The 24,619-nt window shown below is 64.0% G+C and carries 36 protein-coding genes and 2 tRNA genes; 19 read left to right on the plus strand and 19 right to left on the minus strand.

Going from position 1 to position 24,619, the window contains the following annotated elements:
- Positions 1 to 30: 30 nt before the first annotated feature.
- The 14 genes from LCM15_RS13910 to LCM15_RS13975 form a co-directional block, all read right to left on the minus strand.
- Positions 31 to 1,233 carry a phage major capsid protein gene (locus LCM15_RS13910; RefSeq protein WP_224857396.1) on the minus strand — a complete coding sequence of 401 codons (1,203 nt, stop codon included), beginning with the start codon at positions 1,231 to 1,233 and terminating at the stop codon, positions 31 to 33.
- 29 nt (positions 1,234 to 1,262) lie between these two features.
- Positions 1,263 to 1,940, minus strand: a complete 678-nt coding sequence (locus LCM15_RS13915) for an HK97 family phage prohead protease (protein ID WP_224857398.1) — start codon at positions 1,938 to 1,940, stop codon at positions 1,263 to 1,265.
- Positions 1,924 to 3,153 (minus strand): phage portal protein, encoded by a 1,230-nt coding sequence (locus LCM15_RS13920; RefSeq protein ID WP_224857400.1) that lies wholly within the window; start codon positions 3,151 to 3,153, stop codon positions 1,924 to 1,926. Before LCM15_RS13920 ends, LCM15_RS13915 begins: the two co-directional genes overlap by 17 nt.
- Positions 3,150 to 4,868, minus strand: a complete 1,719-nt coding sequence (locus LCM15_RS13925; RefSeq protein WP_224857402.1) for a terminase large subunit — start codon at positions 4,866 to 4,868, stop codon at positions 3,150 to 3,152. The genes LCM15_RS13920 and LCM15_RS13925 overlap by 4 nt, the downstream gene beginning before the upstream one ends.
- Positions 4,868 to 5,254: a hypothetical protein gene (locus LCM15_RS13930; protein WP_224857404.1), complete on the minus strand. Its 387-nt coding sequence runs from the start codon at positions 5,252 to 5,254 to the stop codon at positions 4,868 to 4,870. The genes LCM15_RS13925 and LCM15_RS13930 overlap by 1 nt, the downstream gene beginning before the upstream one ends.
- Before the next feature lie 194 nt (positions 5,255 to 5,448).
- Entirely contained in the window at positions 5,449 to 5,805 is a 357-nt protein-coding gene (locus LCM15_RS13935) for an HNH endonuclease (RefSeq protein ID WP_224857405.1), read from the minus strand.
- 92 nt (positions 5,806 to 5,897) lie between these two features.
- A complete protein-coding gene (locus LCM15_RS13940; protein WP_224857407.1) occupies positions 5,898 to 6,563 on the minus strand; it encodes a hypothetical protein in 666 nt (221 codons plus the stop codon).
- Positions 6,560 to 7,150 (minus strand): hypothetical protein, encoded by a 591-nt coding sequence (locus LCM15_RS13945; RefSeq protein ID WP_224857409.1) that lies wholly within the window; start codon positions 7,148 to 7,150, stop codon positions 6,560 to 6,562. The genes LCM15_RS13940 and LCM15_RS13945 overlap by 4 nt, the downstream gene beginning before the upstream one ends.
- Before the next feature lie 212 nt (positions 7,151 to 7,362).
- On the minus strand, positions 7,363 to 8,019 hold the full coding sequence (locus tag LCM15_RS13950) for a DUF1376 domain-containing protein (RefSeq protein ID WP_224857410.1): 657 nt from the start codon (positions 8,017 to 8,019) through the stop codon (positions 7,363 to 7,365).
- Positions 8,020 to 8,082: 63 nt separating this feature from the next.
- Positions 8,083 to 8,379, minus strand: a complete 297-nt coding sequence (locus LCM15_RS13955) for a hypothetical protein (protein ID WP_224857411.1) — start codon at positions 8,377 to 8,379, stop codon at positions 8,083 to 8,085.
- On the minus strand, positions 8,376 to 8,561 hold the full coding sequence (locus tag LCM15_RS13960; protein WP_224857412.1) for a hypothetical protein: 186 nt from the start codon (positions 8,559 to 8,561) through the stop codon (positions 8,376 to 8,378). The genes LCM15_RS13955 and LCM15_RS13960 overlap by 4 nt, the downstream gene beginning before the upstream one ends.
- A 71-nt stretch (positions 8,562 to 8,632) precedes the next feature.
- Positions 8,633 to 9,022: a helix-turn-helix domain-containing protein gene (locus LCM15_RS13965; RefSeq protein WP_224857413.1), complete on the minus strand. Its 390-nt coding sequence runs from the start codon at positions 9,020 to 9,022 to the stop codon at positions 8,633 to 8,635.
- A 484-nt stretch (positions 9,023 to 9,506) separates the two neighbouring features.
- Positions 9,507 to 9,710, minus strand: a complete 204-nt coding sequence (locus LCM15_RS13970) for a hypothetical protein (protein WP_224857414.1) — start codon at positions 9,708 to 9,710, stop codon at positions 9,507 to 9,509.
- Positions 9,707 to 10,036, minus strand: coding sequence for a hypothetical protein (locus LCM15_RS13975; protein ID WP_224857415.1), 330 nt, complete (start codon positions 10,034 to 10,036; stop codon positions 9,707 to 9,709). The genes LCM15_RS13970 and LCM15_RS13975 overlap by 4 nt, the downstream gene beginning before the upstream one ends.
- 347 nt (positions 10,037 to 10,383) lie before the next feature.
- On the opposite strand from LCM15_RS13975, the gene LCM15_RS22890 reads away from it, so the two are divergent.
- Both LCM15_RS22890 and LCM15_RS13985 read left to right on the plus strand, forming a co-directional pair.
- A complete protein-coding gene (locus tag LCM15_RS22890; RefSeq protein ID WP_224857416.1) occupies positions 10,384 to 10,665 on the plus strand; it encodes a helix-turn-helix domain-containing protein in 282 nt (93 codons plus the stop codon).
- 173 nt (positions 10,666 to 10,838) lie between these two features.
- Positions 10,839 to 11,534 carry a hypothetical protein gene (locus LCM15_RS13985; protein ID WP_224857417.1) on the plus strand — a complete coding sequence of 232 codons (696 nt, stop codon included), beginning with the start codon at positions 10,839 to 10,841 and terminating at the stop codon, positions 11,532 to 11,534.
- Here the strand turns inward: LCM15_RS13985 and LCM15_RS13990 are convergent.
- The gene (locus LCM15_RS13990) at positions 11,514 to 12,185 is read right to left on the minus strand and encodes a hypothetical protein (protein WP_224857419.1); all 672 of its coding nucleotides are present in this window, start codon (positions 12,183 to 12,185) and stop codon (positions 11,514 to 11,516) included. The genes LCM15_RS13985 and LCM15_RS13990 overlap by 21 nt on opposite strands.
- Before the next feature lie 170 nt (positions 12,186 to 12,355).
- Here LCM15_RS13990 and LCM15_RS13995 point away from each other — a divergent pair, with 170 nt between their 5' ends.
- The 10 genes from LCM15_RS13995 (at position 12,356) to LCM15_RS14040 (ending at position 17,820) form a co-directional block, all read left to right on the plus strand.
- On the plus strand, positions 12,356 to 12,685 hold the full coding sequence (locus tag LCM15_RS13995) for a hypothetical protein (protein WP_224857421.1): 330 nt from the start codon (positions 12,356 to 12,358) through the stop codon (positions 12,683 to 12,685).
- Positions 12,682 to 12,960, plus strand: a complete 279-nt coding sequence (locus LCM15_RS14000; protein WP_224857422.1) for a hypothetical protein — start codon at positions 12,682 to 12,684, stop codon at positions 12,958 to 12,960. Before LCM15_RS13995 ends, LCM15_RS14000 begins: the two co-directional genes overlap by 4 nt.
- Positions 12,957 to 13,208, plus strand: a complete 252-nt coding sequence (locus tag LCM15_RS14005) for a hypothetical protein (RefSeq protein ID WP_224857425.1) — start codon at positions 12,957 to 12,959, stop codon at positions 13,206 to 13,208. The genes LCM15_RS14000 and LCM15_RS14005 overlap by 4 nt, the downstream gene beginning before the upstream one ends.
- The gene (locus LCM15_RS14010) at positions 13,195 to 13,452 is read left to right on the plus strand and encodes a hypothetical protein (protein WP_224857427.1); all 258 of its coding nucleotides are present in this window, start codon (positions 13,195 to 13,197) and stop codon (positions 13,450 to 13,452) included. Before LCM15_RS14005 ends, LCM15_RS14010 begins: the two co-directional genes overlap by 14 nt.
- A gap of 91 nt (positions 13,453 to 13,543) precedes the next feature.
- Complete coding sequence (locus LCM15_RS14015) at positions 13,544 to 14,737, plus strand: DNA polymerase III subunit beta (protein ID WP_224857430.1); 1,194 nt, start codon at positions 13,544 to 13,546, stop codon at positions 14,735 to 14,737.
- Between the two features lie 97 nt (positions 14,738 to 14,834).
- Entirely contained in the window at positions 14,835 to 15,110 is a 276-nt protein-coding gene (locus LCM15_RS14020; RefSeq protein ID WP_224857673.1) for a DUF2312 domain-containing protein, read from the plus strand.
- A 3-nt stretch (positions 15,111 to 15,113) separates the two neighbouring features.
- Positions 15,114 to 15,971, plus strand: coding sequence for a ParB N-terminal domain-containing protein (locus LCM15_RS14025; RefSeq protein ID WP_224857432.1), 858 nt, complete (start codon positions 15,114 to 15,116; stop codon positions 15,969 to 15,971).
- Entirely contained in the window at positions 15,968 to 16,273 is a 306-nt protein-coding gene (locus LCM15_RS14030) for an excisionase family DNA-binding protein (protein WP_224857434.1), read from the plus strand. The genes LCM15_RS14025 and LCM15_RS14030 overlap by 4 nt, the downstream gene beginning before the upstream one ends.
- The gene (locus tag LCM15_RS22895; RefSeq protein ID WP_224857436.1) at positions 16,227 to 16,820 is read left to right on the plus strand and encodes an HNH endonuclease; all 594 of its coding nucleotides are present in this window, start codon (positions 16,227 to 16,229) and stop codon (positions 16,818 to 16,820) included. Before LCM15_RS14030 ends, LCM15_RS22895 begins: the two co-directional genes overlap by 47 nt.
- Positions 16,783 to 17,820 carry a tyrosine-type recombinase/integrase gene (locus LCM15_RS14040; protein ID WP_224857438.1) on the plus strand — a complete coding sequence of 346 codons (1,038 nt, stop codon included), beginning with the start codon at positions 16,783 to 16,785 and terminating at the stop codon, positions 17,818 to 17,820. The genes LCM15_RS22895 and LCM15_RS14040 overlap by 38 nt, the downstream gene beginning before the upstream one ends.
- A 46-nt stretch (positions 17,821 to 17,866) precedes the next feature.
- On the opposite strand, the gene LCM15_RS14045 is transcribed toward LCM15_RS14040, so the two are convergent.
- Positions 17,867 to 17,942, minus strand: a tRNA-Val gene (locus LCM15_RS14045).
- A gap of 34 nt (positions 17,943 to 17,976) precedes the next feature.
- Positions 17,977 to 18,441: a redox-sensitive transcriptional activator SoxR gene (gene soxR / locus LCM15_RS14050; RefSeq protein ID WP_318246064.1), complete on the minus strand. Its 465-nt coding sequence runs from the start codon at positions 18,439 to 18,441 to the stop codon at positions 17,977 to 17,979.
- Positions 18,442 to 18,547: 106 nt separating this feature from the next.
- Here soxR and LCM15_RS14055 point away from each other — a divergent pair, with 106 nt between their 5' ends.
- Positions 18,548 to 18,748, plus strand: a complete 201-nt coding sequence (locus LCM15_RS14055) for a hypothetical protein (RefSeq protein ID WP_224857440.1) — start codon at positions 18,548 to 18,550, stop codon at positions 18,746 to 18,748.
- 3 nt (positions 18,749 to 18,751) lie between these two features.
- The gene (locus LCM15_RS22785; protein WP_263619659.1) at positions 18,752 to 18,880 is read left to right on the plus strand and encodes a hypothetical protein; all 129 of its coding nucleotides are present in this window, start codon (positions 18,752 to 18,754) and stop codon (positions 18,878 to 18,880) included.
- Positions 18,881 to 18,932: 52 nt separating this feature from the next.
- Here LCM15_RS22785 and LCM15_RS14060 read toward each other — a convergent pair.
- Positions 18,933 to 19,007 (minus strand) — tRNA-Val (locus tag LCM15_RS14060).
- Between the two features lie 109 nt (positions 19,008 to 19,116).
- On the minus strand, positions 19,117 to 19,536 hold the full coding sequence (locus LCM15_RS14065; protein ID WP_224857442.1) for an HU family DNA-binding protein: 420 nt from the start codon (positions 19,534 to 19,536) through the stop codon (positions 19,117 to 19,119).
- Positions 19,537 to 19,710: 174 nt separating this feature from the next.
- On the opposite strand from LCM15_RS14065, the gene LCM15_RS14070 reads away from it, so the two are divergent.
- The 5 genes from LCM15_RS14070 (at position 19,711) to LCM15_RS14090 (ending at position 24,610) form a co-directional block, all read left to right on the plus strand.
- On the plus strand, positions 19,711 to 20,409 hold the full coding sequence (locus tag LCM15_RS14070) for an HAD family hydrolase (protein WP_224857444.1): 699 nt from the start codon (positions 19,711 to 19,713) through the stop codon (positions 20,407 to 20,409).
- Positions 20,402 to 21,349, plus strand: a complete 948-nt coding sequence (locus LCM15_RS14075) for a sugar-binding transcriptional regulator (protein ID WP_224857446.1) — start codon at positions 20,402 to 20,404, stop codon at positions 21,347 to 21,349. The genes LCM15_RS14070 and LCM15_RS14075 overlap by 8 nt, the downstream gene beginning before the upstream one ends.
- A 105-nt stretch (positions 21,350 to 21,454) precedes the next feature.
- Positions 21,455 to 22,759 (plus strand): ABC transporter substrate-binding protein, encoded by a 1,305-nt coding sequence (locus tag LCM15_RS14080; protein ID WP_224857449.1) that lies wholly within the window; start codon positions 21,455 to 21,457, stop codon positions 22,757 to 22,759.
- Positions 22,760 to 22,899: 140 nt separating this feature from the next.
- The gene (locus LCM15_RS14085; RefSeq protein ID WP_224857451.1) at positions 22,900 to 23,766 is read left to right on the plus strand and encodes a carbohydrate ABC transporter permease; all 867 of its coding nucleotides are present in this window, start codon (positions 22,900 to 22,902) and stop codon (positions 23,764 to 23,766) included.
- Positions 23,767 to 23,779: 13 nt separating this feature from the next.
- Positions 23,780 to 24,610, plus strand: a complete 831-nt coding sequence (locus LCM15_RS14090; RefSeq protein ID WP_224857453.1) for a carbohydrate ABC transporter permease — start codon at positions 23,780 to 23,782, stop codon at positions 24,608 to 24,610.
- Positions 24,611 to 24,619 lie beyond the last annotated feature (9 nt).

Raw genomic sequence — 24,619 nt, forward strand, 5'->3', positions numbered from 1 at the left:
GAAGCCCGCCCTCCTGAGAAAACCGAAGCCTTATGCGACGAAGCCGAGGTCGCCGTAGATGAAGGCCTCGGGGCGGTAGACCGCCAGGGCGAGGCGCTCCTCGGCGAGCAACGTCACCATGTTGCGGGTGAAATCGTCGTTGACGTAGCCCGCCTCGACGCGCGCGTCCCAGCGATCGAAGATCTGGGCGCCGAGCTTGAAGGCGCCGGTCAGGAACTTGTCGACACCCATCGCTTGCGTCGCCACCACCGGAAGGTTCCAGAGGGTCGGCGAGAGCGTGCCCTGCGGGTTACCGATGATGTAACGCCCCTCCGAATCCTTGGTCAGCTCGATGCGCGCCCAGTCGACCGGGTTCATCACGTGACCGGTCGCCGGATACTCGGCCAGCGCCGCCTGCAGCATGGCCAGGCGCATGGTGTCGATGGCCGTCGCGGCCGCCGGCGCGAAGGGCTCCGAGTAGGCCGTAGCGTTGGTGATGAGACCCGAAAGGTTCTGGCCGGTGCCGTCACCGTTCAGCAGCTGATTTTCTTCGGCGTAGGAGAGGCCATAGATCAGGCGCTGGTCGATCATCGAACGCAGGAAGGACACGTCATCGAGCGCCTGCCGGCTTGCCTTCATCCAGTGCGCGATCACCTTGGCGGTCGAGCTCTTCAGGTCGAGCTGGATGTCGGACGACGGCTTGGCACTGCCCTCCGCGACGGGCGCGGCGTTGTTGTTGAAGCCGGTTTCCTGCACGTATTCGATGGTGTTGCCGTCCATGCGGCCCTGCGAGAGAAGATCGCGCACGGTCATGCGGCGCTGCGCCTGCTCCTGCACGCCCGGAAGGCGGGTCGGCGCGGCGCCGTCGCCGACCGAGCCATCGGCATCGGTGGTGAGCGTGGTGAGGTCTGCTTTGACCCGCAGATCGGCCTTGCCGCTGCTCGGACCGCTTTCGAGCCAGGCCTTGACCCGCTCGTCCTCGACGAAGCGCTGGCCCAGCGACTTGCGCTCCTCCTGGTCACCATCGCCGCGGCGCGCCATCTTCTGCTCGAGCTCGGTCATCTGGCCGGTGAGCTCGTTCATCTTCAGAAGCGCTTCGTCGGCGGTTTCCTTGATCTTGGAGGTCAGCTCTTCGCCGGACTTGGCCTTGCCAAGCGCCTCTTCCGCAATCTCCTTGACCGCGTTGATCGACTTCTCGTGCGCAGCTTTCATCTCGGCGGCAAGCTGCTCCGCCGTTTTCTTATCTCCCGACATGGGAACCTCCGATTTTTAGGGGTTGGCCTTCAGGCCGTCATGGCGCGCAGGAATGCGAGCCCGTCATCCGCTTCAGCAGGTTCCCCCTGCCCTTTCAGGTGGACGCGCGCGGCACGCTCCGCCTGCGAGTTCGAGAGCCCCAAGGACCCCTTGAGCAGCTGCTCGAACTCGCGCTCAGTCAGCCGGTCCCCGGCCTTGAGCTTTTCCGTGATCTCGTGAACCGCCTTCGCCGCCTTGACGCTGGCGATGGTGGCGTTCTCGTTGGCACCGATCGAGACCACCGACACCTCGAGCAGGTCGAGCTTCTCCAGCGTCCAGACATGGGTATCGGTATCGACCGAATACTCGCGGATCCGGTAGCCGATCGACAGCCCGTCGATGTCGCCTTCCTTGAGGAGCGCATAGGCCTCCTTCGCCTGCTGCACTCCCATGTTCAGCTTTCCGACCATCAACAGGCCATGATCGTCCTCTTCGGCCTCCAGCCACTTGCCGATCGGGCGGCTGGCGTCGTGCTGCCAGAACATCTTCGGCATCGTGCCCTTTGCCCGGTGATCAGCGAGGCTTTCCATAAACGCGCCGGCCGCCACGACATCGCCATAGCTGTCCGGCTCACCGCCGAAGGTCGAGCCGTACCCCTCGAACTCGCCGGTCTCCTTCAGCGCCTTGATCTCGAGGATCGGGTTGGCAACCTTATTGATCGGGTCCATCGCCAGTCTCCATGTTCGAACCTGCTTCGGTGATCGGCACGTTCTGCATCTGCAGCCGCGGCACATCTCCGCCCGCGACCGGGCTGAGGTTCTCCCGCTGGCGAACCTCGTTGATCGTCAGCCAGCCGTTGCTCAGACCGGACTGGTAGAAGGTCGAGCGGCTGGCGCTGTCACCGCGCAGCAGCCCCTCGATGTTGAACTCGACGTACATGCCCCGCGCCCGCTCCGCTGCCGTGAGCAGCTGCTTGTTGACCGCCTGCTCGATCCTCTTGAGGCGGCGGCGCAGGGTGAACTTCTGGAAGGCCAGCGTCTGCTGCTCGAGGCCGGTTCCCCAACTGCTGCTCTTCTCGGTGTGACCCACCATGTGCGGCGGCACTCCGAAGAACCGGCAGACCTCTTCCACCGAGAAGCGGCGGCTCTCCAGCATCTGCGCGTCTTCCGGGTTGATCGTGAATGGCACCCACTGTGTGTCACCCTCGAGCACCATCGGGCGGCCGGCGTTCTGCGCACCGATGAACTTCTCCGCGAGCCTGGTCTCAGCAAGCTCGCGCTGCTCGGGCGTCAGCCAATCCTTGAACTTCAGCCCCCCGGACGGGCGCAAACCGTTCTTGAACGTCGTGGCCGCGGAACGGTCGACCGCCCGCGCCAGTCCGAACGCCTGCCGCCCGAAATGCAGCGTCGACATGCCGCCGAGGGGATTCCCGCCGAATCCCCGGATGTGCAGCACCTCTGTATCTGTTCGGACGTGCGACTGGCCGCGCTCGGTCCAGCGATACTCCAGCGCGCCATCGCTCCGGCGGCGAACCGAGACGAGGTCGGGCCGGATCGGCACGAGCGCGCCCAACTTCCCCTGGCTATCCAGGTCTTTCGCCGCATAGGCATTGCCCCAGAGCTCCAGCGAAGCCGCGATGAACTCCCAGAAGTCGAGCGCCGTCTGATCATAGTTCGGGCTGTCGTGCAGCAGCCGGAAGAGCGGATGCCCCCGCTCCACCACCCGACCGTCCTGCCCTGCGCTGTAAACCATCATCGGCAGCGATCCGATGGTGCCTGCGAGCAGGTTGGTGCAAGCCCAGACAGCCGACAGACCGAGTACAGTGCTGTCGCTGACAACCTCTCCGCTGTCGGTCGCCTGCGCCGAGGGGCGCCAGGTCTCGGCCTCGGTGAGGGAGACCGGACGAACGAGTGCCGACTTGATCCATTGCTTCAGTTTCAAGTCGCGGCCTCCAATGCGGCGAAGTAATCGTTGATGCGACCATCGTCGCTCGGGACCGGGTTCCAGCTCATCAGCATGACCGCGTTAAACATCGCCATGAGCGGGTCGATCTTCGCGCTGCCGCTTTGCGCCTTGGTCACGATAACTGCGTTCCCGCGCGCCTCTGTCTTCGCGTTGCCAACGCACCAGGTCATGAGCCTCTGGCCACTGTGGACCATGCTGCCGTTCTTGAGCTTCACCGGCGCGGTCTTGATCGCTGCGTTCAGCTTGTAGCCCTGGCTGATTGCGCGGATGTCGTCGATCGCGAACCCCTCTGCGACCAGATCATCAATGATCGAGCCGACGCCCTCAGGGTCCATGCCGATCCCGTCCTGCGAGGGAAACAGTCCGGCATCCCTGATCCTCGCGCAGATCTCGACGATCTCCGGGTTCGCCTCCTCCTCGATGTTGTCGACGAGGATCAGCTCTCCGGCGGCCTCGAGGGCCTCCAGCTCGGGCGCGATCTGCTTTCGGAGCGTGAGCACGTCCCGATCCGCCCAAGCGCGGCCCCAGCCTTGCCAGCGACTCGTCTCGGCGTGGCGCCCCAGCACATAGAGCCCGAGGAGGTCGTCGAGACCTCCACCGTCGACGCCGACGACGCAGACCTCCGAGGTCGCGAGGATCTGCTCGAAATCGATCTCTTTGCGCTCGGCCTTCGCCCAGTAGTCGGCGCCGACCCAGCGGCCTGATTTCAGGCCAAGCCCGATCTGCACGTTCAGGTGCTGGCTGGCGAACAGCGCCAGCGCCTCGGGCCCGCCCTCTTCCGCCTTGCGCATCTCACGCTGCAGGTACTCGCGCGACACCGAGCGCTCGAGGTTCGGGTTGACCATGCCCCAGGTCTTCGGATCCCGCCACTTCTCGGCCTCGGCCATCTTCGTCGGCAGCTCGTAGAGGATGGCAAGCATTGGGAAATCGAGCTTGCCGTCGCGGACCGCGCGCGCGGTCTCGAGCTCTTTCTCCCACTGCCCGGTCGGCCGGTCCTTCGACTGGGTCGTGATCTGCAGCAGAAACCCCTCGGGCCTCGAAGCGAGCCCGCCGCGAAGCTCGACGAAGATGTCCGGGGCCTTCTGCTTCGTCCCGAGAACGTGGGTCTCATCGACCAGGATGAACGTGCCCTTCGAGCCGGTGACCACGTCACCGTCTGCCGACAGGATCATGATGACCGCGCCGGTGACGTGGTGGGTGATTTCCTTCTGGTGGTTCTGCACCCGAAAGAGCCGCACCAGGTCCTCGTCGAGCGCGATCATGTTCTTCGCCTGCTTGAACGCGATGCCGGCGATCTTCTGAGTCGGCGCGATCAGCAGCAGCTCGGCTTGCGGGCGCTCGTTCATGATCGCCGCGGTGACGATGATCGCCGCCGCGATCGCCGACTTCCCGTTCTTCTTCGGCACCAGCAGGAAAAACTCCTGCAGCATGCGCTTCTTCAGCTCGGGGTCGTAGCTCCCGAAGATGACCCTCACCAGGTCGAAGACCCATTCCTCGCAGACCTCGCCATAGGTCGGCGTGCCGATCAGGTCCGGCACCCGGAGCCGCTTGAAGATCCGAAGCGCCTTGTCCGCGACTGCGTCGAAGAGCGGCAGGTCCGGGATCAGCGAGCGACCCTCGACGATCCGCTGCTCCCAGTCCGGAATCGCGGTCGACCATGCGTCGTCGAGAAAGCCTGCGCCGCCGTCCATCAGTGATATTCGCCCGGGCTCAGGTCACCGCCCCAAAGATCTCCGCCGCCGGTCTTCGTGACCTCTTTGGCATCCCGACGCGCGCGCTCCTTTTTCCCGATCTGCTCATCCGCCTTGTCTTTCTCGGCCGCGCGGTTGACCCGCGCGGCGGCCAGGCGGCGCTCGTTGTCGTCGATCATCTGGCGCACTTGGCGGATCGCTCCCATGTCGCCTTCGATCGACTTCCGGACGGCTGTCGAGAAGATCAGCAGGCGCAGCCGGTCTGGCATCTGATCCCGCATCCGGAGCAGAGGCCCAAAATTCCGCTTCAGCGTCGAGACACCGACCCCCAGCGCATCGGCCACGCGCTGATTGCTCCAGCCCTGCATCAGGCCAGCTTCCAGCATATCCAGGTCTTTCGAGGTCAACTCCTTCGGAGGCCTCCCACGCTCGCCCTTACGGGCTCTCACTGGGTTGCCGAAAAGGTCCGTTTCGCGGGTGTCGTTCAAAAACCCGATCTCCAGAAAAAAATCTCTCGGTGGCGGTGTGACGGGTTTCCGCCCATCCACCCCCTGAACTTTCGACCGCCCCCCTGCTCGGGTCAGGCGAGGCCGCGCTTCTCGAGGCTCTGCTTGGTCCGGTCGTGCCAGACCTTGCTGACCGCCTGCAGGTTCTTCGGATCCCAGAAGAGCTTCGGGTCCCCGCGATGCGGCTTGATGTGGTCGACCACCGGGCTGTGCGGCGCCGGGTAGACGCCAACCAACAGCACGCCGGTCTGCCGACAGGTGAACTGATCGCGCTCGAGGATCTCCAACCGGAGCCGCCGCCACCGCGCGGTGTTCAGCCAGTCCTTCGAGCGCCTGCCGTCGTCGCTCGTCTTCGGAGCAGCGCGGCGCTCGAATCGGGGCTTGGCATGACCCAGCCTTGGCGGCAGTCCGCGCCCCTTCAGTTTGCCCATGTCGTGATGCTCCAAACGAGAAGCGCCCGGAAGCATCTCTGCTCCGGGCGCGGTTCGGTTCGCTGGCAATCTGTCAACGATCCTACATTTGGTCAAGAGGATTTCCGCCACGGCGCCGACGGCGGCATCTCATCGGTCACCGCGAAGGCCGTAAGATCGCACCCCAGACGGAAGGTGATCTGCAGCTCCAGGAGCGCAGACCACCACTGCAACCACCCTCTCCGCATCCGCGCCTGCTCAGCCACGGTGCCGGTGAAGACGACACGGCAGCAGTACCCATCGTCACGGCCAAGCTGATGGGAAGGCCAACGACCGAGACCGTCCCAGATCGACTTCTCCGCGAACCGGCCACGCCAATGGCTTTTCCACGCGACCGGCTCGCAACGAGAGACGACGCCCTGCCCCCAATCCGGAACGCGCCCTTGCCGCGCGAGCTCCGCAATCCAGACCGCCATGCGCCTACCGCCGCAGCCCTCGGGCAGACACGAGACAGCCGAAGCAACGAGGTCCGCATCCGGGTGCGGCTCAGAGCGCCCGCCGCCATCGATCGAGCAGCCGAGGTTCGCCCGCTGCATCATCACCCATTCCATCGACACGCCCGGCCGCTCGCCCGCCGCGCTGGCCAACTCGTCGAAGTCCAGCGACACGCGCTCGGACTGGAACGCCCAGACCAGCAGATCCCAGATCGCGACCGGCGTCTTGCCGGCGCGGCCCGGCCGCACACGGGGAACTCGGAATTGCGCACCCATCACACTCATGCCGCACCCCGCCCTTGCTCGGGCAACAGCGCCATCGCCCGCGCCTCGAGCTTGGCGTACCAGGCCAGCCATTGCCGATCATCTTCGTCAGCCACGCCGCGGCGCGCCCGATCCTCGCGCACCCGCTTGTTGCTGTCGTGCTCGGCGGCGCGCTGCCGGACCATTCGCCAGTCGCCATCATGCAGCGGCGGGCGCTTGAACTTCGTGACGAACTGGAACTCGGCGACGAGCGTGCCTTCCTCCAGCGCCTGCGGCCCGCGCGCCGAGCCGAACCAGCTTGCGATCACCGGGACCTCTTCGAGGGGGCGCGGCGCGACGGCCTCGGCCAGCGGCGTGATCGTCGCCATGCGCGGCCAGCCCCGGCGGTCCTTGCCCTCGCCCTTGGTCTTGAGGAACTCGCGCAGCCGCTCGAGCTGTTCGTCGCTGAGGTAGGCGAGCCCATCAGCGAGATCGACGAGGAACTTGCCGTGCTTCTCCTCGGTCACGTTGCCCGGCTTGCGGAAGCCCCACTCGGTCAGGGGATGGATCAGGATCCGGCGCACCCGGTCACGCTTGGTTTCGGTCTTCGTCGTCTGCTCGTCGGTCATGGCCTGTCCCTTCTCAGCAATCGGCGTTTTCGGCTTGCCCCAGCGCTTCGGCCCGGGGCGGTATCAGGGTGTTTTTTCTTGTTCTGTTTTTTCTTGTCTTGTCCTGTAGGGCAGTCACACTTCCGGCCTTTAAAAAAAGGCAGTTCACAGGTGTGACGCACTGTGCCGTCACAGTGACATCACTGTGACCGTCACACGCTGTCACACTCGGATCACAGATCGCCATCGGCACCTCCGGCGCTGCGCAATGTGGTGACCTCGCGAGGAATGCCGACAGCATCGGCCATGGCGATCCGCAGGTTCTCGTCGGTGCAGTAGAGCCCCGCCTGATCGAGGAAGTCGGCGACGGTCTCGACGATCTGCCGGCTGTCCCAGATGTGCTTCGGGTATTTCATCGAGTGCAGCTTGGCCCTCACGCGGCTCCGCAGGCTCGACATTCGACTCGCGGCGCGCGCCTGATCCCGGCCCTTCTTCCGCTTGTGCATGTCGAAGGCGATCTCGGCGATGACAGGGTGTGCAAGGCGCGCCGTGCGGCCCGGCTCCTCACCCTCGATCTCCGCCGAGCGCCACCCGTAGAGCGCCCCGGCTCGCGCTGCCCGCCAGCCATCCAGGTCAGCACCGAACCGCGCGATCTGCGCGAGCTGGATGTCGTCATCCGGGAGCGTTCCCGCCGGGTCCTGCTTGAAGCTCTCTGCCCAGAGCAGGAGAGCCGTGCCGAGATCGGCCCGCCGGCCTTCCGCAATCGCATGAGCCACGAACCGCGAGGTCAGCAGCCGGTTGATGTAGAGCGGAATCCAGTCGTGGTTCGACAGCGTGTCGCCGTAGCGAAGCGGATACCACCATGTGTCCGAGACCTTCGTCGTCTCCATTTCGTCCCTCACCTTCAGGTATTTGCGCAGACCTCCCCGCGCCGCCCGCACTGCGGCGGGCACTCAATTCGTTGCCGACATCCCCAGCGCGCGACCGGCCCAGTATCGGGCCAGCTCACGCCACAAGCGCATCTTGGCATCGTCGAAAGCCGCCACGTCGCCATCGAGGCGCGCATCGCACATCGCGCGACCGGCGCCCGCGATCTCGCTCAGATCATCATCCGGTCCGCCGCCCATCGACCGCAGAACGGCGTCGAGCCGCACCAACAGGTCCGGGCACAGATCCATGCCGCCGCGGAACAGGGCGACAGCCGTCGCGATCGTCACAAGCCGCGCGCGCGGCCCCGGGGCGCCGCTCATTCCGCACCCCCGACATCCTCGATGAAGCCCCGAAGCAGCGCCGCGGCGACCTCGAGGTCGGCCAGAAAAGACACGGCGGCGCGCCCGTCGAGCGTTCCATTCACGATCGGAAGCGCCTCCGCCTCATCGAACCCACTCGGACGCAGAGACCATCCGCGCGTGCCGCATTCGAGCTGGTTCATCCGAAGATCCAGATGCCCAAACTTCGTCTTAACCGAGTGCACGATCGGCACCCTCTTTGCGCCCGAGCCGCTCATGTGGCCCCCAGCGCGCCGACCGTCGCGGCTACCAGTTGAGACCGGCGCTGCGCCGCGCCCTTGGCACCCCGCATAGCGAAGAGGATGGTGGTGTGGTCGCGGCGGAAGAACCGCGCGACCTCTGAGGCCGAGAACTCCGCCCGGAGCATCAACTCATAGGCCTCGCGACGCGCCTCGACGAGCGCCGAGCGGCGGCAGTGCCCGCGCATGTCCTCGCTCGAAACGCGGTGGCGCGCCGCCACCTCCTCGCAAAGAAGCTCGAGCAGATCGGACGCGGTAACCGCCGCACTGCAAGCCTCAGCATCCGAATCCAGCAGGATGGTGCGCAGTAGTTCAACCCGCTCTCGCGCGTGGCGCTGCTGCTGTTCTGACCAGCTTTCGGCCATGAGCGTTGCTCCTTTCCTGAATTGCCCGGCGCCATCGGCCATAGACCGCCGCCGGATCGAGGCCCGCCAACAGGCAGACCGTCGCGAAATCATCGGAACCCATCCACTGCCGGGCCTGCTCGACCGCCAGCGCCTCGGTTCCCTTCCAGCTTGAGTAGCTGCGCGCGCCGAAGCTGTCCGACCAGGCGCGCTCAAGCACGGCCGCCCAGAGCGCGCGGCAGGCGGCGCCGAGGTCGTGGCCCCCTGACACGTCACATAACCCCGACGAAAGACCCCGGCGCCGAAAGCGACACCGGGGCAAGGTTCAACAGGGAGGTGCGCCGGGGCCCCGCGGCGCTCGGGATGAAAAAGGGTGCGCAGGACATGCTGACATCTGGGGAGGAGACAACCAGCTCGGGGACAGCCCCGCGCACCAGTTGGCGAGGTTGGACCCCCGCCAGGCAGGCCCGAACAGGTCGGGCATTCGAATTCTGAAGCGAGCGCGTCACGCCGAGACCTCCCACGGCGCCGTCGGCATCGTGATCGGCGCGGTAAGACCGACAGCGCTGGTGGTCCCGACGCGCGGGACATGCGCGATGGTCACGCCGTCGCGGGTTTCGCGCGGCAGCGGCCTGCGGTCCTCACGCGGGGCGCGCTCGAACGGGCGCATCATCGGCGGGCGGCCGAGGAGATCGCTCTCGAAGCTCATGCCGCCTTGCGCCCATTGACTTCGATATAGCTCTCCAGATGTTCTAGGAACCCGGGTAGCTCGAGAACGGCGATCATGATCTTGTCGGCAGACGGCCGGTTGGTTGCGAGCCACCAGTTGCAAGCCGTCTGAAACCGAACCTCAAAGAATGCCGCCACTGCCTCTTGGTTGCGAAAGTTCCGACGGAGGAAATCCGACCAGAGCTCGGCCGAAATTACTCTGACACGGCGCCGATCCAAAGTTTTGGTCCACGACGATGCAGGCTGTTCCAGCGCAGCGTTCAGACATGCGCCATTTGACACCACAAGCTTCGGAAACTCGCTCACGCTGCATTCCTCCCGTCTGCACTGCCATCGGGCCGCTTAAAGCTGAAGAGATACCGCGGGGTCTGAATTCCCTCCTCTTTGCAGAGCCTGTCGATTACCTCAAACCACGCGGCCGGGATCGCCCCTTTCGCAGCGTAGAGGGCGACGGTTTTGAAACCCTTCGCCTCGGATTCGTTACCCTCAAACGGGCCAAAGAGCGCCTCTCGCACCCTCGGGCGGCCCAAATGATCGAAGAGTTCTCTGACTGTCCATCTCTGCATGCAGTCATAAAATCCAGATTTTCTAGATTTCGTCAATGGCGCGATACTTAGATGGATGTAAAATTTTTTAGACTGGATAATGCGCGCATGAACGAAAACGCGTCATACCGCTTCGCGGACATCGGCAAACGCCTGAAGGCTGTCCGAAAATTCTACGACCTCGGCTCGAAAGAGTTCGCCGAGCAGGCAGACGTGTCCCCGAAGTCCTACTCGCAGTGGGAGCGCGGAAGTGGGCGCGTCTCGGTGGATGGAGCGATGAAGCTGCAAGCGCGGTATGGAATATCTTTAGATTTCATATACCTGGGCAGAGTTGACACATTGCCCAACAGCTTAGCAGAGGCGGTCTCATCGAGACCGTCCAGCAAGTGAACGAGAACATCGATCGGAACGCCGCTCATGCGCGCGGCCTCGATCACATCATCCAGATTTCCCTCTGTAAGCACTTTCCCCTCCGATAACTCACTCAACCAAGAGGGGACTGTTGCTCTTTCGCGTCATCCATGCAATTCAGAATGGGATGTATACAGTTTTCTGGATGTAGCATGTCGATACACACGCAGATTAAGTGCCTTATCGAAGCTTCGGGTCGATCGATGAGGGATGTCGCAAAGTCAGCGAACATTCCTTACACGCGCCTTCACGGCGCATTATCGAACGGCAGCAGCATGCGCTTTGAGGACGTCGCCAGCCTCTCGCTCACTCTAGGCGTAAGCCTCGACGACCTTGCACGAACACCCCCATCAGTTCGCGAACAAGAGGCCGCCAGGCGCATACTGTCACTCGCCCTCGAACTCGGTGACACCGCAAAGATCTACCAACCCACGATAGGGCTGGAGAGCTTTCTTGACTGGTGGCACGCCCACGGCGGACGCCTTGAGAACTGGGATTCCGTGAAGCTGAACGTCGACCTATTCGAGCCACCCCAAAGTGCAGCTCGCACGATACAACCGCTCAAATCGGGACCAAACAGCCTAGCCAGCGTCGCATTTCACGTGACTGACGCAGCGCAGCTTTCCAAGACCTTGGAAGGGTTTAGCGGTGAGTATAACGACGCGCTTATCGAAGCACATCTTCAAGCGTTTCGCGCCGGGGAGCCAATCCTGTCGCACACCGCGATCGACCAGACCCTACCAAACGGAGAGCGCTGCATCAGACGCTATCGCAGGGTCCTAGCCCCGGTCGTGAACGAGGCGGGGAAGAAGCTGATCATGAACTTTTCACAAGACCTTCGCGTCTAGAGAAAAAATGTGATCGAGCTCCTCTCGCGAAGCACCAACAAACCACTCTGACGACGAACGAACCGCTGGAACTGGAGATGCCCAGACTTGCGCAGAAGGTAAAGCGCGAGTGAAGCCGTAAACCAGATCGAGCCTCGCGCGCATGTGCCGCTCTGGTATGAATGCGTATGACCACGCCACGCGCCACTCCACCACCGCCATGCACTGCAACAGCCGCATGAAGTTCTGAAGAACTTCCCTTCGCCCCCGATGGCCGGTCGCGAACCGCAGTTCTCCGATGTAGGCAATGCGCCCGGTAATTGCGCTTAAGGGTTGCGCGACCGACTTAAGTGTCGGCCCGTCCTGTCGCGGAAATTGATGGCTTGCGGTACGCAGCAAATAGCGATCAAGAGGCTCACCCCCCAAGTCCTGAAGCTGCACTGCCGCCCCACCGACAGCCTCGCCACGGTGAATCAGGAAGAGCCAAAAGGCGCGACCGGCGGTCAGGTCCGTTCGCCCAATATCGAATTGAGGCATCTGGAAATCCCGACCGCTGAGCAATGCCAAATCAGGGATCCGCTCAAAGTCCGTGCACACCTTCACATCGTATCCAGCAGCCATGATGGCCGCGAGGTAGCGAGCCATGGCCAGATGCCGTGTCCAGTTTTCCATAAATCTCACCACGACCTGACGCCTTCGAAGGCACGTTAGCAAGCTACCGAGGCAGAGGCACGCACTTCCCCGGCGTTGATGGTCAGCAAAAATCTAGAAAATTTTCCAACGCGGATTGAAAATCTAAATTTACTAGATTATCGTCAGGCTATCAATCAACGGAGGCAACCATGCCGAACAAGTACGTTCTCCCCGAAGAGGCGGCCTTCCTGACAGACCCGGAAGCCGCCGCCGCCGATCGAGTGACCCGCCAAGACTTCTGGTTTCATGCGAAGCAGCGTCAGGGACACCCGATTTGCAACGAAGCAGGAAATCGACTGCATGATCTCGAAGCTCGTATCTCCGGGCGCCCTACTTTCATTCACGTTGTCACGGAAACCGACCCCGATCCGCTGCCGCCTGCGCCGGCACTGACAGAGGTTGAGGTTGGCCGTTTGCACGCCATGCCGGCGATCCGCGCGGCGGTGGCAAAGCTCGCTCGCGGCGGAGACGCGGCATGAGCAACCCCAGCATTGCCCTCGGACCAACCAGCGGCAGCCTCGAGATCCAGATGCACACGGATGCGCTGGTTCGCCTCGACGGTCCAGTCGAGGCCTCGCCCCCGATCGACCCCGCCCATACCGGACGCATGTGCCAAACCTTCGAGCCGGAGACCGGCGATGATCTCACCTGGCGCCCGACACTCGTCGTCGCGCTCGCAATCCTGCTGGTCTGGGTATGGATCGTTTTCGAGGCCTACCAGATGGTCCACCGCGCCCCCGGGCTTTTCGAATGACAGCGCCCACCATCACTCACGGACCCGCGCCTGTCCCGCTGCCGGGCGACCACCTGTGGTATGCTCGGCAGCTTCTGGCCCTGCCCGGCTGGCAGCTTGGCGAGATCCCGGACGACGTGATGCTCGAGGCCTGCAGCACGGTGATCGCGCTGTCGCACGCGCCCGAAGAGGTCGTCTCGGCGCGCAAGCTCGCCGCTGTCCTGATCGGAGAGATGGCCAGCGCCGGAGGCGAGCATGACAGCTTCTGACACCCCGCTCGCGCAGCGCGCCGGCATCCTCTGCAACGACGCGCGCTTCCAGCGCTTCGCCGCGGCCCGATCGGGCTTCGAGGATGGCCAGTTCTGCACCAGAGCCGCCGCCGAGTTCCTGCGCAGCTTCTGCCGCATCGAGAGCCGCCGCGAGCTCGACTCGAACGAGAAGGCCCGCGCCCGCTTCAGAGTGCTGAACACCGAGTTCGACGCCTGGACGGGGCGGATTGCGACCCACCGATAACCGAATGCCGGGCATCCCGCCCGCATCCCCCTGCCGCACATATCTTGGCCGGTGCGCGCGGCAGGGGGCCACTCATCAGACGGAGGGCCTCATGCTCCACCATCGCAAGGAAATGACAGCGACAAAGGCGAGTGCGACGATCCAGATCGACGCCCTCAAGCGCGCCACCAGAATCCTTAACAAGGTCGTTGAGCTCAGAAACACCATCCCGGTGCTGTCTTACGTCAAGATCACGATCGCATCCAACAGGGTCACCCTTGAGGCCACAGATCTGGACAACGCCCTGACCATGGAGCTTGAGGCGGAGACCACAGGCGATGCAACTTTCATGGTCGGGAAATCCGTGCTCGCCGGGCTCACCTCCATTGCATCGGGCGCCATCACGGTATCGATCACAGCGAATGACCCGAGGCGCGGCGTGAGCAGCGCAGATACGATCATTCTTACCGACGGCGAAACGCTGATCCGGCTGAATGTCCATATGCCGGTGGAGGATTTCCCTCGGCTTGAGGCGCCGGAGAGCCTTCAACGCGGCACCGCACACCTGAGCCTCAGCCAAGATCAAGTCGAACGGCTTCTCAGCCTGAGCAGACACTGCGTGAGCACTGAGCTGACGCGCTATTACCTGACTGGCATTTACCTCACCAACAGGCCGGAGGAGATCTCTCTGCGCGCGGTGTCGACGGACGGACATCGCATGGCGGTGATCGATTCAGAGGCCGAGGTCGACTTCAGCAGCACCGGCAGTCCGGGCCTGATCGTTGCCACCAAGACCGCAGACCTCCTCAGCCTGATCATCGAGAAGGGTTGCAACGAACCCGTCACCTTCAGGTTCGCGAAGACCTTCCTCTCCGCTGAGGTCGCCGGCGTTTCACTTCGCGCGAAGACGATCGACGGCACATATCCAGATTACACACGTGTCATCCCCCCTCAGAGCAAGGCTCTAGTGGCGCACCTGAGCGGCAGCGCACTTCGCCGGATGCATAAGGCGGCAAAGGCCATGAACAACAACTACCGGCCAGTCGCGGAAATGAACTTCGAGGAGGGAAAAATCAGCGCTCGAGGCCCGAGCATTACAGATGGCACCTCAATCACGATGCCCCTGCAAGCCAGTCGAGAGGAGGGCTGCACGCACCAGTGCGCAGGTTTCAACCTCAACTACTTGCGCGACCAGGGGGCTGTTACGCCAACTTTCACGCTTGCCACCATGAGCCCCGGTGATCCGGCAACGATCCAATCGGATGACCCCGACGCGCTCTGGGTCATCATGCCCATGCGCCTTTGAACGGAGAGATGAAATGCTGGACGAAATCGCAAACACCGCGGCAACCGAGATGCGCCGGGCCGACGAAGCCAGGAAGAAGAAGCGTGGTGCCCCGCCCATGAAATCCGACCCGGACTTCGAACAGGCCGCAACAAGCGCATACGGCGTGGCCGCCGGCGAACTTCGGAGCTTCGTCGAGCGCTTTGAGCGTCTCGAGGCCGAGAAGAAAGAGATCGCCGACCAGCAGAAGGAAGTCATGGCCGAGGCGAAAGGCCGCGGCTACGACGTCAAGGTGCTGCGCAAGGTGATCGCGCTGCGCAAGCGCGACAAGGAAGACATCGCCGAGGAAGAGGCCGTGCTCGAGATGTACAAAGCCGCTCTGGGGATGGAGTGAGCCATGCCCCTGCCCGACCTTGAACCGATCATCGAGAGCCCCGAACTCGCCCGCATTGGGAAGCCACAAGGCCCGGAGGCCCCGCCAGCCGGGGAAGCCATTCGCCTGGAGTTCATCCCCGTGTCGGCACTCACGGTGGATAGGCGATACCAGCGCCGAACCAGCGATGGCTCACGCTCGCGCATCCGCAAGATCGTGAGCGACTTCTCCTGGTCGAAGTTCGGTGCGATCGCCGTGACCGAGGTGCATGAGGGGCTCTATGCCATCATCGATGGCCAGCACCGCGCCCTCGCCGCCACGCTGATTGGGGCCGACGCCGTACCTGCCGTGATCGCGCGCGGAGATCTCGCCGCCCAAGCCAAGGATTTCGTCGGCATCAACTCGGTTCGCACCTCAGTGGCCGCGATCGACAAATTCCGCGCCCGGGTCGCTTCCGGCGACGTGGTTGCCATCGCCGTCGACGAGATGCTGAAGGAGCTCGAGATCAGCACCGACGTTCCGGCCGGCGCCGGGATCCGACACAAAGAGACGCGCGCGGTTAGCACACTAGAGAAGCTGCAGAAGCGCCTCGGCCGAGGCGTGGTCTTCACCACGCTCGAAACCATGCTCGACGCCCAGCCCGGCCAGAACAACCTGCTCACCGCCTTCGCGATCGACGCCACCGCTACGGTGGTCGGCAAGATGCTCGACGCGGGACGCGAGCTCTCGCGCCTGGACAGCGTTCTGGCCGAGACGGATTTCGAGACCCTCAAGGAGGAGGCCCAGCAGCTGCAGAAGCTCACCGGCGGGCAGACCTCAGCAAAGGGCGCGCAGCTGCTCCTGCAGAAGGTGAATAAGGGGCTTAGGGAGAAGATCGCATGACCATGACCCAATCCCGCCCGGTCACCCCTGAGATCCTGGCCGATCGCTGGCAATGCTCCGCGGAGACCGTCCGGCAGCTCTACAAGCGCGGCTCCTTGCGCGGCTTCCGCGTGGGCCGCATGATCCGAATCCCGTGGGAGGCCGTCGAGGAATACGAGAAATGTCAGCAATCAGCATCGGACGCCTGCGAGGCGGATACTGCGTCTATTGGGATGACGAGGCGACAGGGAAGCGGCCCCGTCATAAGCCTTCGACATGCTCCTGTCAGGAGGCGAAAGAGTGAGCAAACCAACAAGAACTGACCTAGCGCCAAATGAGGTCAAAGATCTGTTAAAGGCAGACTTCAAGACAGGCAAGCTGTACTGGCGGACACGTCCGATAGAAGCGTTCCCATCTGGCCTGAGGGCTTACAGATCATGGAACGCAAGGTTCGCAGGGGAGGAGGCATTCACGGCTACAAATAACCATGGCTATCGTGTTGGCTGCCTGTTCGGGAGGGTATACTCGGCACATCGCGTTCTCTGGTGCTTGGCAAAAGGTGGCTGGCCGGATGCCTCGTACCAGATCGACCACATCAACGGCAACCGAACAGACAACGCACTAGCCAACCTCCGCCTCGTGTCGAATATCGAGAACCACATGAACACGAAGCGCCCAACTAACAATACTAGCGGATGTGTCGGTGTTTTCCTCGAGCCTCGCACTGGCCGTTGGGTTGCCCAGATCTACGCACAAGGAAGAAGAAGACACCTCGGAACGTTCATTGAGAAAGAAGAGGCGATAAAAGCGAGAAATTTGGCGGAGCGCGCCCATGGATATCACATCAATCACGGGCGGGCGAATGGCTGAGATTACGATAGGACGACTTCGCGGCGGTTTTTGCGTCTACTGGAGGGACCCGAATACGGGAAATCGCGTTCGCTACCAATTGAAAAGCGGCACCAGAGCGGAAGCAGAAGCCGAGGGCCGCGACCGATACCTGAAGGAAACAGCCGGGCCGAGCGGCGCGACCGTCGAGCAAATCTGGACCGCCTACATCGTCCACCTCGGATCGAAGCCCACAGCCCAGACGATGGCCCACACCGGAAAAGCAGTTCTCGCGCACTTCGGCGCATTCCGACCGGACCAGATCACCGTCGCGGATTGCCGTGATTACATGGCGCAGCGCATGGCGGCAGGTCGGAAGGTCGGCAGCGTTCACACCGAACTCGGCCACCTCCGATCTGCGCTTCGCTGGGCAGCGAAGGTCCGACTGATCGACCAGGCACCCCACATCGAGCAACCACCGAAGCCCGCCAGCGACGTCCGCCCTCTCACCGATCGGCAGATCACTGCCCTGCTCGACGGATGCGGCGCCCCACACATCCGGCTCGCCGTCATCCTGCTACTGGCCACAGGTGCCCGGGTCGGCGCTGTTCTGGATCTGGAATGGAATCGAGTCGACTTTGACCGCGGCGTGATCGATCTCCGCCTGCCCGACGGCATCACGCGGAAAGGCCGCGCCGTGGTTCCGATGAACCGCATGGCGCGCGCGGCGCTGGAGACGGCCTACCAGGCGCGCCTGACCGATCATGTCGTGGAGTGGGCCGGGAAGCGGGTGAAGTCGATCCGGAAAGGCTATGCTGCGGCCCTTGATCGCGCGAAGCTCGAGGACGTCAACATCCACCAGATCCGGCATACGGTCGCGGTGCGGATGCTCAGCGCAGGCCAGCCCATCGAGGCGGTCGCGCAGTACCTCGGCCACTCGAACACCGCTATCACCTACAAGACCTATGCGCGGTTCATGCCAGAGCATCTGGCGGGCGCGGCGGAGGTTCTTGAGTTCAGCGAACTGAGGCGCACTTCGTAAATCGCGCCTCAGCAGATCAAAAATCTTTATATATCAATGATTTTCGTGGTGGGTGATGAGAGACTCGAACTCCCGACATCTTCGGTGTAAACGAAGCGCTCTACCAACTGAGCTAATCACCCGGCCCGCGCGGTTTAGCCAAGCGCGCGGCGCAGTTCAAGTCGCTTTGCGCACCCGGCGCTCACGCGCGATCCATGTGCGTGGCCCCGGCCCCTCACGGCCCTTGCTGTCACCGGGATTGTAGAGCGGGCAGGTCTCCATCGACAGGCAGCCACAGCCGATGCAGCCGTCGAGATCGTCGCGCAGCGCCTCGAGCCGGGCGATGCGCGCGTCGAGCTCGTGCCGCCAGTCCTCTGAGACCGCCTGCCACTCCGCCTTGTTGGGCGCCCTGCCCTTCGGCAGGCGCGCCAGCATGGCGCGGATCTCGGCCAGAGGGATGCCCAGCGACTGTGCCACCCGGATCACCGCCACCCGGCGCAGCTCGCGCCGGTCGTAGCGGCGGTGGTTGGCGGGCGTGCGCCAGCTCTCGATCAGGCCCTCCGATTCGTAGAAATGCAGTGTCGAGACAGCGACACCCGCGCGGGTGGCCATCTCTCCGACCGAGAGATCGTTCGGGCGCACGGGCGCGCCGCGGCGGGAAGGCGATGAAGACATGAGCGCTTGACCTCAAGTGAGCTTGAGGAAGCAGGCTGGCCGATATCGAGAGAATCTTCAAGGAGACGAGCCCATGTCGACCCCGACCCGCATCATCGGCGTGCGACCGATCCGGTCGCGCCTGCTCGCGCTGCTGCGCGACAGGTTGCGCGCCCGCCGCGCCCGCAAGCGTCTGGCGCAGCTGCGCCGAAACCCGGCGCTCGCGCGCGACCTCGGCCTTCCCGCCGAGCAGCCCCGGTGCGAATTGCCCCGCGCACCCCGAGGAGGCCTGTAATCCATGCGACGCATTCTGACATTTTTTGCGGGGATCTATCGCGCGCCCACACGCTGCGATGCGCTCTGCCGCGCGGTGGCGGAGGAAACCGCCCTGATCGGGCGGGAGGCCGCCCGCGACACCAAGTCCTAGAACGGAAAAAGGGCGCGCTCGATCCTATCGGAGAGCGCGCCCTTCAGAAGAATGGTGGGTGATAAGAGATTTGAACTCCTGACATCTTCGATGTGAACGAAGCGCTCTACCACTGAGCTAATCACCCGGTAGCGGGTCTAATAAGAGAAGCCGCCGAGAGGTGCAAGAGGGCATTCGCAGGATTTTCGACGAAATCCATGCCGCCCGCGCGCTGTCGTGGCGGCAGGCCCCCGGGCTCAGTCTTCGAGGGCCTCGGGCGCCCCATCGGAGCCTTCGGAAGGCGCCGCCGCGTTCTGTAGCAGCCGCGCGTGAACGACGCGCTTGTTGCCGCGGGGCTTGATCTTGCCCACCTTGAGTTTGCCGAAGGGCTCCAGTCGCAAGTCGCGGCCCTCGGCCAGCGCCTCGCCGAGAATCGCCAGCGCCGCCTCGATCGAGGGCTTGGCATCGCGCTTCTTGATCCCGCAGCGTGTGACGACGCGTTCGATCAGCTCTTTCTTGTCGAGTTCCCCTGGCGCCTCACCGGTGGGCGCATCGGGCACAAGGGCGAGATCCTCCGCGACCCCGGGGGACGGTGCTGGCGTGGCCTCCTGAACCTCGGCGGGGTCTATCGAAGGTGTCTCGGATGCGCTGCGCGGCGCCTTGGTGCTGTCTGTCATGGCGATCCGTTTCCGGTTGGGGGCGATACGTCCAGATAAATACCATTGTGATATTATTAACCAATTGAGCCGCGTCTGAACAGAGGGCCATGTCACGGGCACGCCACGGGGTCCGCGTCGCGCGCTCTGGTGCCCGGTGCAGCGCTCGGCTACACCGAGTGCAAGGGGAGCGACATGTCAGAGATCCAACTCGTCATCTTCGATTTCGACGGAGTTGTCGTCGACAGCGAGGTCATCAGCGCCCGTATGCTCGTGGCGGAGCTGGCCGAGTACGGGGTCACCATCGACCTGCCCTACGTGGCGCAGCATTTTCTCGGCCGCAGTTACCCGGTGGTGCTCGAGCAGATCCGGCGCGAGTTCGCGATCACCCTGCCCCGAGGCTTCGAGGCCGATTACCGCGCCCGGCTGGTGGCTGCCTTCCGCGGCGGACTGCGCGTGATGCCGGGGCTGATCGAGACGCTCGGGGCGCTCCGCGTGCCCTACGTGATCGCCACAAGCTCGAGCCCGGCGCGGGTGGCGCAGTCGATGGAGATCGCGGGCCTCACGCACTACTTCGACGGCCGCATCACCACCGCCGCCGAGGTGACGCGCGGCAAGCCGGCCCCCGACCTTCCCCTCAGGGCGGCGGAAAAGGCCGGCATCGCGCCGGAGAACTGCCTGCTGATCGAGGATTCGCTGGCCGGGATCCGCGCCGGGCTCGCGGCGGGAATGCAGGTCTGGCAGTTCACCGGCGGCAGCCATTTCGACGGCATCGTGCCCCCCGCGGCGCCGGATGCCGTGCCACATCGAGCATTTGCCAAATTCTCGGAGCTCGCGCATCTTGCCCCGCAGCTTCTCAGGGCGGCACAGACGGAGGGACCGGCGCATGGCTGACGACAGCGAGGCATCCACCGACGACATCGCGGCGCGGGCCGGCTGGCTCTACTACGTGGGCGGCCTGCGACAGGACCAGATCGCGCAGGAGCTGGGCATCTCGCGGCAGCGCGCCCAGCGTCTGGTGGCCCGCGCCATGGCCGAGGGGCTTGTGCGGGTACGTATCGACCATCCCATCGCCGATTGCCTTGAGCTCGAGCGCGCGCTGCGCCGCAGGTACGGGCTCGACCGGGTGCGTGTCGCGCCGGGGATCGGCACGGGACAGGATGCGCCGCGCGCCATCGCCCCCTTCGCCGCCCCCGAGCTGGAGCGCGTGTTTCGCGACCCCGAACCCAAGCTCGTGGCGCTCGGCACCGGGCGGATGCTGCGAGCGGTGATCGAGGAGATGCAGGTGCTCCCCGCCAGCCAGCACCGGGTCGTCTCGCTGATCGGCAATGTCTCGCCCGACGGGTCGGCCTCGTTCTACGAGGTCATCATGCGCATCGCCGACAAGACCGGCGCGCCGCACTACCCGATGTCGGTGCCGGTGATGGCCCGCGACGCCGAGCATTTCGAGATCTACCGCAGCCTGCCCCACGTCAAAAGCTCGCGCGCGCTCGGGGCACAGGCCGACCTGACCATCGTGGGGATCGGCCAGATGGCCGAGGACGCGCCGCTCTATCTCGACGGGTTCATCACCGCCGACGAGCTGCACGCGGTGCAGGAGGCCGGAGCGGCCGGAGAGATCTGCGGCCACATCTTCGACTCAGAGGGCCGCTATATCGACCACCCCGTTAACAATTTCATGGTCGGCTCGCGGGTGCCCGTGAATGACAACCCGGTGATCTGCATCGCCGGAGGCCCCAGCAAGATCAAGGCGTTGCGCGCCGCACTCAAGGGCCGCCTCATTCACGGCCTGATCACCGACGAACACACCGCCGCCGCTTTGCTCGGCAGTTGAGCCATGCATTGCACGCAAATCAGGCTTGACACGACTCGCGCTCGCATGTGAGCTTTTACTCACTTCTTGAGCATATGCTCACCTTGAAGGTTTGGGAGGACCACCATGTCTAATTCGATCCGCGCCCTCATGGGCGCGTGCGCCATTGGTGCGCTTGCAACTGCCGCATCGGCGGAGACGATCACCGTCGCGACCGTGAACAACGGCGACATGATCCGGATGCAGGGGCTGATGGATGAATTCAACGCCGAGTACCCCGACATCGAAGTCGAGTGGGTGACCCTCGAGGAAAACGTGCTGCGCCAGCGCGTGACGCAGGACGTGGCGGCGAAGGGCGGCCAGTTCGACGTGATGACCATCGGCACCTACGAGGTTCCGATCTGGGGCGCGCAGGGCTGGCTGGTGTCGCTCAACGACCTGCCCGAGGAATGGGACGCGGATGACATCCTGCCCGCGATCCGTGGCGGCCTCACCGTCGATGGCGAGCTCTATGCCGCGCCGTTCTACGGCGAAAGCTCGATGGTCATGTATCGCAAGGACCTGATGGAAAAGGCCGGCATGGAGATGCCCGAGGCACCCACCTGGGACGACATCTCCGCCGCCGCCGAAGCGATGACCGACAAGGACAACGAGATCTACGGCATCTGCCTGCGCGGCAAGGCCGGCTGGGGCGAGAACATGGCCTTCCTGAGCGCCATGGCGAACTCCTTCGGCGCGCGCTGGTTCGACGAGGACTGGAACGCGCAGTTCGACAGCGAGGCCTGGGCCAACACGCTCAACACCTACATGGATCTGATGACCAACTACGGTCCTCCGGGCGCCTCGACCAACGGCTTCAACGAGAACCTCTCGCTGTTCCAGCAGGGCAAGTGCGGCATGTGGATCGACGCCACCGTGGCGGCCTCCTTCGTGACCAACCCCAACGACTCTTCCGTGGCGGACCAGGTGGGCTTCGCCCTCGCCCCCGACAACGGCCTTGGAAAGCGCGGCAACTGGCTCTGGGCGTGGTCGCTGGGCATCCCCGCCGGCACCGACTCCGAGGAAGCCGCCAAGACCTTCGTCGCGTGGGCGACCTCGAAGGAATACACCGAGCTCGTGGCCGAGAAAGAAGGCTGGGCAAACGTGCCGCCGGGCACCCGCACCTCGCTCTACGAGAACGAGGAGTACCAGAAGGTGCCGTTCGCCGAGATGACCCTCAACAGCATCGAAGCGGCCGACCCGAACCAGCCGACCGTCGATCCGGTGCCCTATACCGGCGTGCAGTTCGTCGCGATCCCCGAGTTCGCAGGCATCGGCACTCAGGTCGGTCAGGAATTCTCCGCGGCCCTCGCAGGCCAGCAGTCGGTTGAGCAGGCGCTCGAGAACGCGCAGGCGATCACCACCGACGAGATGGAAGCTGCCGGCTACTGATCCTTCCGCAAGGTAGCCACAGACCGGGAGGCGGCATCCTTCAGCCGCCTCCCACCGATCCCCCAAGACACAATGACCGGCGCCCCCCTGCCGCGTCGCATCCCGGCGGAGACGGTCTCCGCGCTCCAAGGAGGTATGCCATGGCGACCCAGCACGCTCGATCTGCCGCCCGATTGATGTTGGCGCCCGCCGTGATCCTGCTGCTCGGCTGGATGCTGGTGCCGCTGACCATGACGCTGGTGTTCTCGTTCAAGCAGTACCTGCCCCTGCGCGGCGGCGACCTCGGATGGGTCGGGTTCGAGAATTACGTGCGCTTCGTCACCTCCTCGGCATTCTGGCCCAGCATCTGGGCGACGCTGATCATCGTCGGCGGAGTTCTGGTCATCACCATCGCCTTCGGCATCGCTCTGGCGCTGCTGCTCGATCAGCCGATGTGGGGACAGGGCATCGTCCGCATCCTCGTGATCGCGCCGTTCTTCGTCATGCCCACCGTCTCGGCGCTGGTCTGGAAGAACATGTTCATGGACCCGGTGAACGGCCTGTTCGCGCATCTGTGGCAGTTCTTCGGCGCCGAGCCGATCCAGTGGCTGAGCCAGGCCTCCCTGCCCTCGATCGTGCTGATCGTGTCGTGGCAGTGGCTGCCCTTCGCCACGCTGATCCTGCTGACCGCGATTCAGTCGCTCGACAGCGAGCAGATCGAAGCCGCCGAGATGGACGGCGCGCCGTGGCGCTCGCGCTTCATCCACATCATCCTGCCGCACCTGAGCCGGGCGATCACCATCGTGCTGCTGATCCAGACGATCTTCCTGCTGGGCATCTTCGCCGAGATCTTCGTCACCACCCAGGGCAGCTTCGGCACCCGCACCCTCACCTACCTGATCTACCAGCGCGTCCTCGAGAGCCAGAACGTGGGCCTCGGCAGCGCCGGCGGCATCTATGCCGTGATCCTCGCAAACATCATCGCGATCTTCCTGATGCGGATCGTCGGCAAGAACCTGGACGCCTGAGGAGGGACCAGACATGGCACGCGCAGTCACCACCCAACGCAAGGCGCTCAACACCCTCGCCGCATGGACCGTCGGTCTGCTGATCTTCTTCCCGATCCTGTGGACCATCCTGACGAGCTTCAAGACCGAGGCAGCCGCCATCGCCGATCCGCCGGTCTTCCTGTTCTTCGACTGGACCACCGAGAACTACTCGGCGGTGATGCAGCGCTCGGATTACGCGCAGTTCCTGTGGAACTCGATCGTCATCGCCGGCGGCTCGACCGTGCTCGGCCTGATCGTGGCGATCCCGGCGGCGTGGTCGATGGCCTTCGTGCCCTCGAAGCGGACCAAGGACATCCTGCTGTGGATGCTCAGCACCAAGATGCTGCCGGCGGTGGGCGTGCTCTACCCGATCTACCTGCTGTTCATCCGGCTGGGCCTGCTCGACACCAAGATAGGCCTGACGCTCGTGCTGATGCTGATCAACCTGCCGATCATCGTGTGGATGCTCTACACCTACTTCCGGGAAATCCCCGGCGAGATCCTCGAAGCAGCCCGCATGGACGGCGCCTCGCTGCGGGATGAGATCCTCTATGTCCTGACCCCGATGGCGGTCCCGGGCATTGCCTCGACCCTGCTGCTCAACTTCATCCTCGCCTGGAACGAAGCCTTCTGGACGCTCAACCTCACTGCCGCCAAGGCAGCACCACTCACGGCCTTCATCGCGTCCTACTCCAGCCCCGAGGGCCTGTTCTACGCCAAGCTCTCGGCGGCCTCCACAATGGCCATCGCGCCGATCCTCATCATGGGCTGGTTCAGCCAGAAACAACTCGTCCGCGGCCTGACCTTCGGCGCGGTGAAATAAGAAAACGGG

Source organism: Salipiger bermudensis, assembly GCF_020171625.1.
Taxonomy (GTDB): Bacteria; Pseudomonadota; Alphaproteobacteria; order Rhodobacterales; family Rhodobacteraceae; genus Salipiger; species Salipiger bermudensis_B.

What these genes read in the sequence shown, in the direction of transcription:
- LCM15_RS14070 (WP_224857444.1), top strand. Translation starts at nt 19,711, where the DNA reads ATGTCAGAGATCCAACTCGTCATCTTCGATTTCGACGGAGTTGTCGTC.
- LCM15_RS14040 (WP_224857438.1), top strand. Translation starts at nt 16,783, where the DNA reads ATGGATATCACATCAATCACGGGCGGGCGAATGGCTGAGATTACGATA.
- LCM15_RS13925 (WP_224857402.1), bottom strand. Translation starts at nt 4,868, where the DNA reads ATGGACGGCGGCGCAGGCTTTCTCGACGACGCATGGTCGACCGCGATT.
- LCM15_RS13965 (WP_224857413.1), bottom strand. Translation starts at nt 9,022, where the DNA reads ATGGCCGAAAGCTGGTCAGAACAGCAGCAGCGCCACGCGCGAGAGCGG.
- LCM15_RS22890 (WP_224857416.1), top strand. Translation starts at nt 10,384, where the DNA reads ATGAACGAAAACGCGTCATACCGCTTCGCGGACATCGGCAAACGCCTG.
- LCM15_RS13985 (WP_224857417.1), top strand. Translation starts at nt 10,839, where the DNA reads ATGTCGATACACACGCAGATTAAGTGCCTTATCGAAGCTTCGGGTCGA.
- LCM15_RS13940 (WP_224857407.1), bottom strand. Translation starts at nt 6,563, where the DNA reads ATGAGTGTGATGGGTGCGCAATTCCGAGTTCCCCGTGTGCGGCCGGGC.
- LCM15_RS22785 (WP_263619659.1), top strand. Translation starts at nt 18,752, where the DNA reads ATGCGACGCATTCTGACATTTTTTGCGGGGATCTATCGCGCGCCCACA.
- LCM15_RS13915 (WP_224857398.1), bottom strand. Translation starts at nt 1,940, where the DNA reads ATGGACCCGATCAATAAGGTTGCCAACCCGATCCTCGAGATCAAGGCG.
- LCM15_RS14065 (WP_224857442.1), bottom strand. Translation starts at nt 19,536, where the DNA reads ATGACAGACAGCACCAAGGCGCCGCGCAGCGCATCCGAGACACCTTCG.
- LCM15_RS13945 (WP_224857409.1), bottom strand. Translation starts at nt 7,150, where the DNA reads ATGACCGACGAGCAGACGACGAAGACCGAAACCAAGCGTGACCGGGTG.
- LCM15_RS14090 (WP_224857453.1), top strand. Translation starts at nt 23,780, where the DNA reads ATGGCACGCGCAGTCACCACCCAACGCAAGGCGCTCAACACCCTCGCC.
- LCM15_RS14005 (WP_224857425.1), top strand. Translation starts at nt 12,957, where the DNA reads ATGACAGCGCCCACCATCACTCACGGACCCGCGCCTGTCCCGCTGCCG.
- LCM15_RS13970 (WP_224857414.1), bottom strand. Translation starts at nt 9,710, where the DNA reads ATGAGCTTCGAGAGCGATCTCCTCGGCCGCCCGCCGATGATGCGCCCG.
- LCM15_RS13990 (WP_224857419.1), bottom strand. Translation starts at nt 12,185, where the DNA reads ATGGAAAACTGGACACGGCATCTGGCCATGGCTCGCTACCTCGCGGCC.
- LCM15_RS13950 (WP_224857410.1), bottom strand. Translation starts at nt 8,019, where the DNA reads ATGGAGACGACGAAGGTCTCGGACACATGGTGGTATCCGCTTCGCTAC.
- LCM15_RS14010 (WP_224857427.1), top strand. Translation starts at nt 13,195, where the DNA reads ATGACAGCTTCTGACACCCCGCTCGCGCAGCGCGCCGGCATCCTCTGC.
- LCM15_RS13930 (WP_224857404.1), bottom strand. Translation starts at nt 5,254, where the DNA reads ATGCTGGAAGCTGGCCTGATGCAGGGCTGGAGCAATCAGCGCGTGGCC.
- LCM15_RS13960 (WP_224857412.1), bottom strand. Translation starts at nt 8,561, where the DNA reads ATGAACCAGCTCGAATGCGGCACGCGCGGATGGTCTCTGCGTCCGAGT.
- LCM15_RS14055 (WP_224857440.1), top strand. Translation starts at nt 18,548, where the DNA reads ATGTCGACCCCGACCCGCATCATCGGCGTGCGACCGATCCGGTCGCGC.
- LCM15_RS14025 (WP_224857432.1), top strand. Translation starts at nt 15,114, where the DNA reads ATGCCCCTGCCCGACCTTGAACCGATCATCGAGAGCCCCGAACTCGCC.
- LCM15_RS14085 (WP_224857451.1), top strand. Translation starts at nt 22,900, where the DNA reads ATGGCGACCCAGCACGCTCGATCTGCCGCCCGATTGATGTTGGCGCCC.
- LCM15_RS14030 (WP_224857434.1), top strand. Translation starts at nt 15,968, where the DNA reads ATGACCATGACCCAATCCCGCCCGGTCACCCCTGAGATCCTGGCCGAT.
- LCM15_RS13995 (WP_224857421.1), top strand. Translation starts at nt 12,356, where the DNA reads ATGCCGAACAAGTACGTTCTCCCCGAAGAGGCGGCCTTCCTGACAGAC.
- LCM15_RS14020 (WP_224857673.1), top strand. Translation starts at nt 14,835, where the DNA reads ATGAAATCCGACCCGGACTTCGAACAGGCCGCAACAAGCGCATACGGC.
- LCM15_RS14000 (WP_224857422.1), top strand. Translation starts at nt 12,682, where the DNA reads ATGAGCAACCCCAGCATTGCCCTCGGACCAACCAGCGGCAGCCTCGAG.
- LCM15_RS13935 (WP_224857405.1), bottom strand. Translation starts at nt 5,805, where the DNA reads ATGGGCAAACTGAAGGGGCGCGGACTGCCGCCAAGGCTGGGTCATGCC.
- LCM15_RS14080 (WP_224857449.1), top strand. Translation starts at nt 21,455, where the DNA reads ATGTCTAATTCGATCCGCGCCCTCATGGGCGCGTGCGCCATTGGTGCG.
- LCM15_RS14015 (WP_224857430.1), top strand. Translation starts at nt 13,544, where the DNA reads ATGCTCCACCATCGCAAGGAAATGACAGCGACAAAGGCGAGTGCGACG.
- LCM15_RS22895 (WP_224857436.1), top strand. Translation starts at nt 16,227, where the DNA reads ATGCTCCTGTCAGGAGGCGAAAGAGTGAGCAAACCAACAAGAACTGAC.
- LCM15_RS14075 (WP_224857446.1), top strand. Translation starts at nt 20,402, where the DNA reads ATGGCTGACGACAGCGAGGCATCCACCGACGACATCGCGGCGCGGGCC.
- LCM15_RS13910 (WP_224857396.1), bottom strand. Translation starts at nt 1,233, where the DNA reads ATGTCGGGAGATAAGAAAACGGCGGAGCAGCTTGCCGCCGAGATGAAA.
- LCM15_RS13955 (WP_224857411.1), bottom strand. Translation starts at nt 8,379, where the DNA reads ATGAGCGGCGCCCCGGGGCCGCGCGCGCGGCTTGTGACGATCGCGACG.